At 65.2% G+C, this 11998-nt stretch carries 10 protein-coding genes; 6 read left to right on the plus strand and 4 right to left on the minus strand.

Features of this window, described 5'->3' with window-relative positions; translation table 11 throughout:
• Positions 1–196 precede the first annotated feature (196 nt).
• The 3 genes from RWR81_RS01645 to RWR81_RS01655 all read left to right on the plus strand — a co-directional run bounded on the left by RWR81_RS01645 (position 197) and on the right by RWR81_RS01655 (position 1828).
• On the plus strand, positions 197–946 hold the full coding sequence (locus RWR81_RS01645) for a GntR family transcriptional regulator (RefSeq protein ID WP_314453450.1): 750 nt from the start codon (positions 197–199) through the stop codon (positions 944–946).
• A 193-nt stretch (positions 947–1139) separates the two neighbouring features.
• Positions 1140–1370 (plus strand): PTS glucose/sucrose transporter subunit IIB, encoded by a 231-nt coding sequence (locus tag RWR81_RS01650; RefSeq protein ID WP_314453452.1) that lies wholly within the window; start codon positions 1140–1142, stop codon positions 1368–1370.
• Positions 1367–1828, plus strand: a complete 462-nt coding sequence (locus RWR81_RS01655; RefSeq protein WP_314453455.1) for a PTS glucose transporter subunit IIA — start codon at positions 1367–1369, stop codon at positions 1826–1828. The genes RWR81_RS01650 and RWR81_RS01655 overlap by 4 nt, the downstream gene beginning before the upstream one ends.
• Before the next feature lie 178 nt (positions 1829–2006).
• Here the strand turns inward: RWR81_RS01655 and malQ are convergent, their stop codons facing one another.
• Both malQ and RWR81_RS01665 read right to left on the minus strand, forming a co-directional pair.
• Positions 2007–4217 (minus strand): 4-alpha-glucanotransferase, encoded by a 2211-nt coding sequence (malQ, locus tag RWR81_RS01660; protein ID WP_314453458.1) that lies wholly within the window; start codon positions 4215–4217, stop codon positions 2007–2009.
• 402 nt (positions 4218–4619) lie between these two features.
• Entirely contained in the window at positions 4620–4847 is a 228-nt protein-coding gene (locus tag RWR81_RS01665; protein ID WP_314453461.1) for a PTS glucose/sucrose transporter subunit IIB, read from the minus strand.
• A gap of 326 nt (positions 4848–5173) precedes the next feature.
• On the opposite strand from RWR81_RS01665, the gene ptsP reads away from it, so the two are divergent.
• Both ptsP and RWR81_RS01675 read left to right on the plus strand, forming a co-directional pair.
• Entirely contained in the window at positions 5174–6871 is a 1698-nt protein-coding gene (ptsP, locus tag RWR81_RS01670) for a phosphoenolpyruvate--protein phosphotransferase (protein ID WP_314453489.1), read from the plus strand.
• Entirely contained in the window at positions 6868–7845 is a 978-nt protein-coding gene (locus tag RWR81_RS01675; RefSeq protein WP_314453465.1) for an acyl-CoA thioesterase domain-containing protein, read from the plus strand. The genes ptsP and RWR81_RS01675 overlap by 4 nt, the downstream gene beginning before the upstream one ends.
• A 157-nt stretch (positions 7846–8002) precedes the next feature.
• Here RWR81_RS01675 and RWR81_RS01680 read toward each other — a convergent pair whose 3' ends face one another.
• Together RWR81_RS01680 and ettA are read right to left on the minus strand one after the other, a co-directional pair.
• Complete coding sequence (locus RWR81_RS01680) at positions 8003–8476, minus strand: peptidase inhibitor family I36 protein (protein ID WP_314453467.1); 474 nt, start codon at positions 8474–8476, stop codon at positions 8003–8005.
• Between the two features lie 860 nt (positions 8477–9336).
• Positions 9337–11019: an energy-dependent translational throttle protein EttA gene (gene ettA / locus RWR81_RS01685; RefSeq protein ID WP_314453470.1), complete on the minus strand. Its 1683-nt coding sequence runs from the start codon at positions 11017–11019 to the stop codon at positions 9337–9339.
• A 271-nt stretch (positions 11020–11290) separates the two neighbouring features.
• On the opposite strand from ettA, the gene RWR81_RS01690 reads away from it, so the two are divergent.
• Positions 11291–11842, plus strand: a complete 552-nt coding sequence (locus RWR81_RS01690; RefSeq protein ID WP_314453473.1) for a methylated-DNA--[protein]-cysteine S-methyltransferase — start codon at positions 11291–11293, stop codon at positions 11840–11842.
• Positions 11843–11998: the final 156 nt, after the last annotated feature.

Here is an 11998-nt window from a genome sequence, read left to right on the forward strand (position 1 = left end):
GGTCTGGACGGCTCGACACCGAACACGTCTGGACCAGTGCCACCAGAAAAGCCGATAGGCCCTTCGATGTCAAGCAGCGAACGCGTACTTCCGCCATAATGAGAGACGCGTGGACGCGAAGGAGCGGAAACGATGGTCGCGACCAGTGCAGTTCATGCTCCAATCACCTCCACTCACTGTCGACCAGGGGAGCCCCATGCCCAAGAACCCAGGCAAAAGAACGGCGAAGTACATCGTCGTGCGCAACCACCTGCTGGAACTCATCAAGAGCGGGCTCGCCAGCGGCACCCCGGTCCCCTCGGAGCGCGAGCTGTGCGAGCAGTTCGATGTCTCCCGCATGACCGTGCGCCAGGCCATCGACACCCTCGTCGTCGACGGCATCCTGGAACGCCACCAGGGCAAGGGGACATTCGTCGCGCCCCCGAAGCTCGACCTCCAGGTGCGGCTGACCTCGTTCACCCAGGAGATGCGGCGCCGCGGAATGGAGCCCGGCGTCGTCATGCTGCAGGCAGAGACCATTACCGCCGATGAGACCGTGGTGGAGGCACTCGAACTCGAAACGGACTCCGAGGTACATCACCTGCGCCGCCTGCTGACCGCCAACGCGATCCCCATGGCCATTGAGGAGAATTGGATCCCCGCAGCGCTTCTGCCCGATCTTCTCCGCAGCAGGCCGAGCTTCTCGGTCTACGCCGAGCTGACCCGAGCCGGCTTGGCCCCTGAGTGGGGGGAGGACATGATCGAGGCGCACGCGGCCAGCGCTCAGGAGGCCGCGCTGCTGTCCATCCAGGAGGGCGCTCCCACCTTGAACATCACCCGTCGCACCTTCCACGAGCACTGCGCCATCGACTACTCACGCACCCTGTTCCGTGCCGATCGCTACACCCTGTGGGTTCCGGTGTCCGCGCCGAAGCCGTCCTTCCGCCCCACTCGCCCGCAACCTTGAGGAACGATCCCCACTCAGTGCTGGACAAGCACTTCGCGACCGGCACCATGGTACGCTGGTATGGACCACTAGTCTGGTGCCGGCGAAGAAGCCGTGCCCGACAGCACGCGCTCCGCCTACTTGTGATTCATTCCGGCACCATCACGCACCACCCAGAGCCAGGCACCTGCCCGGTCGACCCCAGGAGGAACCTATGTCCCAGGCACAAACCATCGTCGACGCCCTCGGCGGGTTCGACAATATCGTTGAGATCGAGCCCTGTATCACTCGCCTGCGCTGCGAACTCGAAGACGGCTCCCTCGTGGACGAATCAGCTCTCAAGGCCGCGGGCGCGCATGGGGTCGTCAAACTCGGCGATATCGTGCAGGTCGTGGTCGGCCCCAACGCGGACACGATCGCCGAGGACATCGAGGACCTCAGGTGAGCCTGGCCATCTGCTCGCCGGTGACCGGCGTCGTCGTTGCTCTCGACGACGTTCCCGACCCCGTGTTCTCCGGCCGGATCGTCGGCCCGGGGCTGGCCATCAATCCCAACCTCACCGCTGACGGCAATGTCGCCGCCCTGGCACCGGTCAACGGAACCATCGCGAAGATTCACCCCCACGCCTACGTCATCACCACCGACGAGGGTCGCAGTGTCTTGGTCCACCTGGGTCTGGACACCGTGAGTCTGGGGGGCAGAGGGTTCACCCTCATAGCCGGAGAGGGAGAGACGGTCCACGCGGGCCAAGCCGTCATCGCCTGGTCACCGGCCCGTCTCGAGACCGACGGGCTCAACCCGATCGTTCCCGTCATCGCTCTGGAGGGCGACGACGCGACCCTGGAGAAGGCCCTGCCGGGTCAGAATGTCGCAGCCGGAGACGAGTTGATGACCTGGGGGTGAGGCAAGGCCCCTCCAGAGCTCCTCCGGCCTCCCGGAGCGGGGCTCAGGGCCGTCGTATCCCACTGCCGTACCACCGCCATGTGGTCCCCAGCGTCGTCCGATCGACGGTGGGGACCACATCTGTTCATCGGTTGTGCGGCACCCGCGGAACAGGATCGGGGCTGAACGTTCCCGAGCGCTAGCGCATGCTCATCTCGTTGCGGACGACCGCCAACAGACTCCCCAGGCGGGCGTTCTCGGGCAAGTCATCGACGAAGACGACCTCACCGGCACCGTCGGCCAGGGGGATTCTCCAGTTGGGGTACTCCTGATCGGTGCCGGGCTGGTTCTGGGCACGTCGCTCCCCCACTCCATCAACCAGGGCGATACCGACCAGGACCGAGGGCGTACGCACCACATAACGGTGCAGGGCCTCAACCACCTGACGCTCGGTGGGGGCCTCTCCCAGCAGACCGTGCTCGTGCAGCCGAGACATCATCCGGTCCCGCTCGATACGCGCTTCGGTACGCACCTGCTCGACCGGCTCGGTGAGCAGGCCGAGACGTTCACGCAGCTCGACGTGCTCGTCGGCGAGATAGCCCGCGGTCGGGGGAAGATCGTGGGTATTGACCGTCGACAGGGCCAGGTGGCGATAGTCCTGAGGTTGAAGGGGCCAGCCGTCATGCTGCTTCTCGAACCACAGCACACTGGTTCCCAGAACGCCGCGACTGGCCAGGTAGTCGCGGGCCCAGGGCTCCACGGTCCCCAGGTCCTCACCGATGACGACGGCGCCTGCCCGATATGCCTCCAGCAGGACGACGCCGAGCATGGCCTCGTGATCGTAGCGAACGTAGGCACCGTGGTCCGCCCCCATGCCCTCGGGGATCCACCACAGGCGGAACAGGCCGATGACATGGTCGACGCGCAGCGCACCGGCGTGGCGCAGTACTGTCCGCACCATGTCACGCAGAGGGGCGTAGGCACTGCGAGCCAGGTACTCGGGGTTCCACGGAGGCTGGGACCAGTTCTGGCCCTGCTGGTTGTACATGTCCGGCGGGGCGCCCACGGTGACGCCAGAGGCGAAGGCCTCCGGGTTGGACCACACGTCGGCGCCCTGCGAGTGCACTCCCACAGCGAGGTCATCCATGATGCCCAGAGCCATTCCCGAGGCCAGGGCCTCGGCCTGGGCGCGGGCCAGCTGCTCGTCGACGACCCACTGCAGCCATGCGAAGAAGTCGATGCGCTCAGCCAGCAGATTCGCCTCGTTGGCCACGTATGCGGAGCTCGCTTCACGCAAGGTGGTGGGCCACGTCTCCAAGGAGCCATGCTTCTCCACCAGGGCGCACCACAGGGCGAATCGCTCCAGGCCCTCCCCCTGCTCGGCCCGGAAACGTTCGAAGTCGCGCTGACGAGAGTAGGACCGGCCGGCGGCGAAGATGACCTCCAGAGCCTCGCGCTTGGCCTTCCACACCGCGTCGCGATCGATCGGCTCGGCGCTCAAGTCGCTGCCCTCGACCTCTTCGAAGGCCCACTGCACCAGCGACCGCTTGGGGCCGGACAGACGAGCGACCTCAGGGATGTTCTCCGGACGGATGTAGAGCGGGTTGACGAAACGACGCGTCACCGGCAGATAGGGCGAGGGCGTCATTGGCGCCACCGGCTCGGCTGCGTGCAGCGGATTGATGAGCAGGAAGTCGGCCCCCTGGTCCCCCAAAAAAGAGGCGAGCTCGGTGAGGTCATCGGTGTCACCGGTTCCCCAAGAGCCTCGTGAGCGGATCGAGTACAACTGGGTCATGATCCCCCAGCCCCGCTCCCCTAGGGAATCTGGCAGATCGAGGCGGTTGGGAGTGACCGCGAGGGCCGAGGTCACCGTCACCGTCTCAGCATCAGCCGGCGGGGCGGCGTGCGCCCCCTGGATCGCCGTCTGACCCATGGATGCCGAGCCAGGACTGACTTCGGCGACGAGCCGGTGCCATCCCAGAGGCAGGTCGGCTCCCAGGATGAAAGAGGCACGACCACGTTTGATCCCGTCGACCTCCCGGGGCACGGTCCAGTCCTCGGTCTGGGTCAGCTCGCGAACCGCACCGTCCTCGAGCTCGACGCGCACCCGTACCTTGGCGCCGTCGGGCACGTAGACGGGAACTGTCGACTCCACTCCGCCCCGTATGACGACGGTGGGTGCGAGCGTCTGACGCCAAGGGGCGTCCTCGACCCCGCGCAGGGAGCTTTCAATCTCCTCATCGGTGCGCGCCCTCACACCAAGCGCTGCGAGCACCGCCTTGAGGGTGGCACTCGAAGGCGAGGCGAGGTTGCCGTGGTAGTCCCAATACTCGGTGGAGACTCCATATGCCTCAGCAAGTTGCTTAAGGCTCTCAGAAGCGGGTAGCTGGTCGTCGTTGAACTCGTTCATGTGCGTAGGTCAGCCTTGGATATACAGATGGGCGGTGGAGCGCCTTGGAGCATGGTGCGCTCCGCCGTCGCCCCGAGGGGGGACCGAGGGGTCAAAACGGAACGCAGGCGCTAATCAGGTCTGGCAGTGTCCAAGTGTGCCCTAGCCGCTCAGGGTTTTGCACCCTGCCGCACCGTGTCGCCTGTTGTTTGGCTGCAACTGCTTCACACCCGCCCCCAACAGAAATCCGCCGTCCTTGACGGCAAGCACCGAGCCCTTGCATCGGGGAGCGCACAGTCGGCCGAGCACCTGAAAGGCCGGCCGGAGTCCCATCCCGGTGTCTTTGCACTGGATTTGGAAGGGCTCCTGTTTTCAAAGTGCAGATGTTGGAGCCAGGAGCCCCGCCAGCCGGCCGAGGGCGAGTCACAAGGAGGCGATCTCCGAGGCGAGGGCATCCGCCGTCGGGCCCACGACGACCTGGACGACGCGTCCGGAGCGCACCACGCCGAAGGCTCCGGCGGCCCGCAGCGCCTCCTCATCGACCTTCGCCTGGTCGACCACCTCCACGCGCAGACGCGTGATGCATGGCTCGAGGTCGGTGATGTTCTCCTGGCCGCCGAGACCGGCGACAATGTCTGATGCAGTACTCATGGCTACTCCTTCTCGGTTCCCGTCCTCACGCGGGCCTCGTCTTTCACGCGATCGGGCGGCTGAGGTCCTTCGTGGTCATGATCACTTTATCCCACCTGCGGGCCGATCGTGGAGAGAGGGCTTCAGACGGACGGAGTCGGCCTCTCCAGAGCCCGCCACTCCCCCACATGCACATGATTCCTCACGTAACCTTACGGGTACGCAGGAGCCGCCTTGACAGCGACATGGCGGAGATCGTTATTCCCCTGGCGGAAACCTCTCGTTCGGGCCGAAGCCAAGGCACAATGAGTGATGATCCCCTGTTCGTCTCCGATGAGGAGCACCACATGACAGCGTCCGACACCACTTCCTCAACCCTGTCCGGCATCGGTGTAAGCCCCGGCCTCGTGGCCGGTCCCGTCGCCAGGATGGCGCCCCCTATCCCCGAGCCCGAGATCGCCACCCTCGAGGCCAGCCGCGACATTGAGAAGGAGTGCGAGCGCATCGCGCTGGCGGCCCAGCAGGTCAAGAAGGGCCTGGAGCTGTCCGCGGCCGAGGCCAAGGCCGAGGCTCGCACTCTCCTGGAGACCACCGCGCAGATGGCGGCCGACCCCACCCTGACATCGACGGCGCAGGCCATGGTGCGGGAGAAGCGCCTGGTTCCCGAGCGTGCCGTGTGGGAGTCGGCGGGGACATTGGCCGCCATGCTGGAGTCCCTGGGCGGGTACATGGCCGAGCGCACCCGAGACGTGCAGGATGTGCGCGACCGTATCGTCGCCGTCCTGACCGAGTCCCCCATGCCGGGCATCCCCCGTCTGCCCGAGCCCTTCGTGCTCGTGGCCGCAGACCTGGCGCCGGCCGACACCGCACTGCTGGACCCCGAGAAGGTCATCGCCTTCATCACCTCCGAGGGCGGACCCACCTCCCACACCGCGATCCTGGCGCGAGCCCTGGGCATGCCGGCGATCGTCGGCACCAGCGAGGAAGTCACCGACGCCCTGGCTGAAGGCGACATCGTCCTGGTGGACGGCACCAAGGGAACCATCACCATCAATCCTTCCGAGGATGCCCTGCGCCGGGCCCGCGAGCTCGCCTCGCGCGTGCGCGTCTTCAACGGCGACGGGGCCACCAAGGACGGTCACGAGGTCCAGTTGCTGGCCAATGTCGGCGACGCTGCCGGCGCTCGTAGTGCCGCTGAGGCCGGAGCCATGGGAATCGGCCTGTTCCGCACCGAGTTCTGCTTCCTCGACCAGCCCGAGGAGCCCACGGTGGAGGCTCAGGTGGAGGCCTATCAGGGAGTCCTGGAGGCGTTCCCCGGCAAGAAGGTCGTGGTGCGCACGCTCGACGCAGGAGCCGACAAGCCGCTGCCGTTCCTCACCGACGCCACCGAGGCCAACCCGGCGCTCGGCGTGCGCGCCTACCGCACGACACGCCGCGACCCCGAGGTCCTGGAGCACCAGCTCGAGGCGCTGGCCAAGGCCGAGGCCGCCACCGAGGCCAAGGTGTGGGTCATGGCCCCGATGATCTCCACGACCGACGAGGCCAAGGCGTTCACGGACAAGGCCCGTTCCTACGGACTGAAGACTGCCGGCATGATGATCGAGGTGCCCTCCGCCGCGCTCATGGCGGACAAGCTCTTCGAGCACGCGGACTTCGCCTCTGTGGGTACCAACGACCTCACCCAGTACGTCATGGCGGCCGACCGTCTGCTGTCCTCTCTGGCGGACCTGTCCACGGCCTGGCAACCGGCCGTTCTGCGTCTGATCGGGACTGCTTGCGACGGAGCCTCCCCCAAGGGACGTCCGGTGGGCGTGTGCGGCGAGGCCGCCGCGGATCCGGCGCTGGCCACTGTGCTCGTGGGCCTGGGCGTCGCCTCGCTGTCGATGACGGCACGCGCGCTACCGGACGTCGACGCCGTGCTGAAATCCGTCACCCTCGACGAGTGCCGGGAGCTGGCCAACATCGCCATCGCCGCAGCCACCGCCGAGGACGCTCGTGCCGCCGTGCGCGCCAAGCTTCCGATCCTGGAGGAGCTCGGTCTGTGACCAGCCCCTATCCCGTCCCCGCCGCCACGGAGGAGCCCCTCGGCTCAGTGACCCGGGTCCTCGGCCTGGCGGCGGGAGACGGGGAGGATCTCTTCACCGGTGGGTCCCTGCCGCAGCTCTCGGGTCGGGTTTACGGCGGCCAGGTGGTTGCCCAGGGAATACTCGCCGCCGCCGCCACGGTCGAGGACGACGGCGACGGGGCGCGTCTGCCGCACTCGGTCCACGCCTTCTTCATGCGGGGCGGTCATCCGGACAAGCCGATCAGTTTTGCCGTCGAGCGGTTGCACGACGGTCGATCCTTCTCCCAGCGGCGCACCGCGGCGTCCCAGGAAGGCACGTCGATCCTCACGATGCTCACCTCCTTCCAGGAGGAGCAGGAGGGGGCTGACATCCACGTCACGGCCCCCTCGGTGCCACGGCCTGAGGACCTGACGAGCGCTCTGGAGATCTTCCGCACCATCGACCACCCGGTGGCGCGTTTCCTGGGGCGAACCGCGGCATTCGACCTCAGACACGTGGAGGACAACCTCTATCTGCGTCCTGCCAAGGAGCGAGCCGGTCGCCAACATCTGTGGATGCGTTCACGCAGCCGTATCCCTGAGCAGACCTCACAGACCGTGCACCGGGCACTGCTGGCCTACGTGTGTGACCAGGTGATGCTGGAACCGGTGCTGCGCAGCCAGGGGCTGTCCTGGCGCAGTAAGGGTATGAGCCTGGCGACTCTCGACCACGCCCAGTGGTTCCACCGTGATGTGGATGTGGGTGACTGGCTGCTCTACGTGCAGGACTCGCCGTCATCACGGGGCGGCCGGGGGATGGCCCGGGCCCAGGTCTTCGACTCGTCCGGCAGGTTGGTGTCGACCATCGCTCAGGAGGGCATGGTCCGTATGCCCATCGACTCAGAGTCCGACGACGGTTCAGGTCGTTGGCGGATTCGCATGGCCGAGGGAGACGACGGCGCGATCCCCGGCTGACTTCCATCCCCCAACGGCCGACCTGCCACTGAATGGCTTCACCGCCTCGATTGGCTGCACTGACCATACCTGCTGGTCTGAGACCGGAGAACAGAAATGGTGATGTCGACCAATCCGGTCGACATCACCATTCGTGAGGCGGTTCCTCTCATGTCGGCTACACGGCGCACAGTCCCTTCACGCACTGCTTAAAAGCTTCACTGAACTGGTGAGAGGCGTTGTCGTTCTTGAGGCCGTCCTGAAGATTAACCTTCTCATCAGGAGTGATGGCCTGTCTCCCCTTCTCGGAACCACCATCGTCGTAGTTCGAGTTGAGGTAGACCGTCACATTCTTATTCGTCCTGTTCCAGACGGAAGCGGCATTGTTCTTGACGCACAGGCCCTGCCCGTCTCCCGCCCCCTTGAACTCATAGCAGTTGGGCTGACTACCCCCGTAGACAGGCAAGGACTCACTGAAGTCGGAGACAGACCCCTGCTGATTGCTGTTGTAGTAGAAACACACCTCACCGACATCACAGACGCCGTCACGCTCGGCAGCGCTTGCTGTCGATGCCGGAATCAGGAGTGCGCCAGCAGCGAGCATAAGAAGTGAGCCAGCACTCGCGATGCGACGAGCGACTTTCGCAGTCATGATACTTTTCCTTTCCAGAAGACCGAAACACCCGACACCCTTAATGACCACTGGGAAGCGATCGGTGCTATCAGCATAGGAACGACCACAGTACTGCACCAGAGGACTCACTCCCCCTTGACAACCTACCGGTCAGGATGCTAATTGCGGAGCCAATATCCCTGGACCACAGCTTCAGGTACCCTCCACCCTCCCCACGCCACCACATCACCGAACAGGACCAGCGACCGGCTTGCCGCTTCCAGCAGGAAACTGTCGGTGAGGCAGGCGGGCCGGTCATTCAGGTCGAGGATGACGATCGCTCACATTGCCCGAGTCGGAAGAGTTCACCCGTACGACTCACCAGGGTCTATGTCGTAGCTTCTGGGCGTAACGAAAAGCGGTGTAGGACAGACCAGGAGACCTACGGAGGAGCTTTCGGTGAATGTCTTCGAGACTCCGGTAATCGCCACCCCTAGCATGATGATCGCAATGACGTACTAGGTCATCAGATGACGCCAGATGGTTCGCTTCCCCCGGACCGCGAGAGCCGATATCGGTGGGAGTGAAGCGGAGGCGGGCATGAACAAGCATCGATCCGTCACCGCAACACCCGGAAATCCGTGACACCTCATCCATCCTGCAACAGGATTCCCCGCCATATCTCAGGGACCATACATACTCATCGTCGTCTTCTTATCCATTCAGTACCCAGCAGGTCGACCCGGCTGCATCGTTGACAAGAATGAGTACAGGTCAGAACAGTTTTTCAATACTCCCGCCCATTCATTACAGAAACGTCATTCTTTCGGCCGTTCGACCGAAAGAATGACGTTTCTTTGTGAGATGACTGATCGAGCCCAGGCTTGATCACTCAGGACTCAGTCCCGGGTCAGCTTCCGGTAGGTGACCCGGTGGGGCCGGGCCGCCTCGGGCCCCAGGCGCTCGACCTTATTCTCCTCATAGGAGGCGAAGTTGCCCTCGAACCAGTACCAGCTGGCCGGGTTCTCGTCGGTTCCCTCCCAGGCGAGGATGTGGGTGGCCACGCGGTCGAGGAACCAGCGGTCGTGGGTGATGACCACGGCGCAGCCGGGGAACTCCAGCAGGGCGTTCTCCAAGGAGCCCAGGGTCTCGACGTCGAGGTCGTTGGTGGGCTCGTCCAGGAGGATGAGGTTGCCGCCCTGCTTGAGGGTCAACGCCAGGTTGAGGCGGTTGCGCTCACCGCCGGAGAGCACGCCGGCCGGTTTCTGCTGGTCGGCCCCCTTGAAACCGAAGGAGGCGACGTAGGCACGCGACGGCATCTCCACATTGCCGACCTGGATGTAGTCCAGCCCGTCGGAGACGACCTCCCAGAGGGTCTTCTTGGGGTCGATGCCGGCTCGGGACTGGTCGACGTAGGAGAGCTTGACGGTCTGGCCGATCTTAAGGTCTCCGCCGTCAAGCGGCTCCAGGCCCACGATGGTCTTGAACAGGGTGGACTTTCCAACACCGTTGGGGCCGACGACCCCGACGATGCCGTTGCGCGGCAGGGTGAAGGAGAGCCCGTCGATGAGGGTGCGCCCGTCGAAGCCCTTGTTGAGGTTGGTGGCCTCCAGGACCTGATTGCCCAGGCGTGGCCCCGGCGGGATCTGAATCTCCTCGAAGTCGAGCTTGCGGGTGCGCTCGGCCTCGGCGGCCATCTCCTCGTAGCGGGCCAGACGGGCCTTGGACTTGGCCTGGCGTCCCTTGGCGGAGGATCGCACCCACTCGAGCTCCTCCTTGAGGCGCTTGGCGAGCTTGGCGTCCTTCTTGCCCTGGACCTCGAGGCGCTTCTCCTTGGTCTCCAGGTAGGTGGAGTAGTTGCCCTCGTAGGGGTAGAGGTGGCCGCGGTCGACCTCGGCGATCCACTGGGCGACGTGGTCGAGGAAGTAGCGGTCGTGGGTGACGGCGATGACGGCACCCTGGTAGCTGGCCAAGTGCTGCTCGAGCCAGAGGACGGACTCTGCGTCGAGGTGGTTGGTGGGCTCGTCCAGGAGGAGGAGGTCGGGGGCCTCGAGGAGCAGCTTGCACAGGGCCACGCGGCGGCGCTCACCACCGGAGAGGTTCTTGACCTCGGCCTCCGGCGGGGGGCAGCGCAGGGCATCCATGGCCTGCTCCAGCTGGGAGTCGAGGTCCCAGGCACCCGCCGCATCCAGGGCGTCCTGGAGGGTGCCCATCTCCGCCATGAGGGCGTCGAAGTCGGCGTCCGGGTCCGCCATGGCGGCGCTGATCTCGTTGTAGCGGTCCAGCTTGGACTTGATCTCGGCAACGCCCTCCTCGACGTTGCCGAGCACCGTCTTGTCCTCGTTGAGCGGGGGCTCCTGCAGGAGGATGCCGACGCTGTAGCCGGGGGTCAGGCGGGCCTCGCCGTTGGAGGGCTGGTCGATGCCGGCCATGATCTTGAGGATGGAGGACTTGCCGGCACCGTTAGGGCCGACCATGCCGATCTTGGCTCCGGGGAGGAAGGCCATGGTGACGTCGTCGAGGATGACCTTGTCCCCGTGGGCCTTGCGCGCCTTGATCATCTGGTAGATGTACTCAGCCACTGCTCGTCTGCGCCTTTCGTCAGGATGTGAGCGAAGGTTCTGCGCGACGACGGCGACCGACCGGTCCCGTCCGTGCGCACCGTGGCCAAGCCTAAGGGAGCCCCGGAGCAATGGCGACGACGGCGGAGGTGAGACGGTGCACGCGGATTCGCGGCGCCCCACTGATGACCCGCATGTTCTCGGACCGCTGCCAGGGCGAGCCGGTCAGAGGCAGAACAGTGCCCGAGCATGCCACCATAGAGTAGGAAAGAGGAACGAGGGGAAGGAATCAATGCACTATCTCAGTCACTACGAGTCACCCTTGGGGACAATGACCATGGCCGGCGATGGCGATCACCTCACGGGTCTGTGGTTCGACGGCCAGAAGTACGACCGCTCGACGATCACCGACGACGCGGTAGTCCAGCCCGACCTGCCCGTCTTCACGCAGACGGTCCAGTGGCTCGACGCATACTTCGAGGGCGCCGACCCGGGTTTCACTCCACCGATCAGGATCGAGGGCTCCGACTTCAGGAAGATGGTCACCTCCATCATGCTCTCCATCCCCTTCGGCACAACCAGCACCTATGCCCGCATCGCTGCTGAGGTTGCCCGCCGTACCGGCCGGAAGCAGATGTCCGCCCAGGCCGTAGGAGGCGCGGTCGGGCGCAACCCGATCACTCTCATCGTGCCGTGCCACCGCGTGGTCGCAAGCAACGGGAGTCTGCGCGGTTACGCAGGCGGGGTCGACCGGAAGGAACGGCTGCTGAAGATGGAGGGCGTCAACATGTCCGACCCGACGACGCCGACAACCGCTGATGACGGCGGTGAGATGCGAGAATGAGAAGATCGACCGCAGGCCAGGATCAGTCCTTGGAGCACCCAGGGATCATCAGGACGCGCCTCGATCAGTCCTCGGCAGTTTCCTGCTGCTTGCGCCAGCGAATGCCGGCGTCGATGAAGCCGTCGATGTCGCCGTCGAACACCGAGTCGGGGTTGC

It is taken from the genome of uncultured Actinomyces sp., assembly GCF_963526355.1.
Classification (GTDB): domain Bacteria; phylum Actinomycetota; class Actinomycetes; order Actinomycetales; family Actinomycetaceae; genus Actinomyces.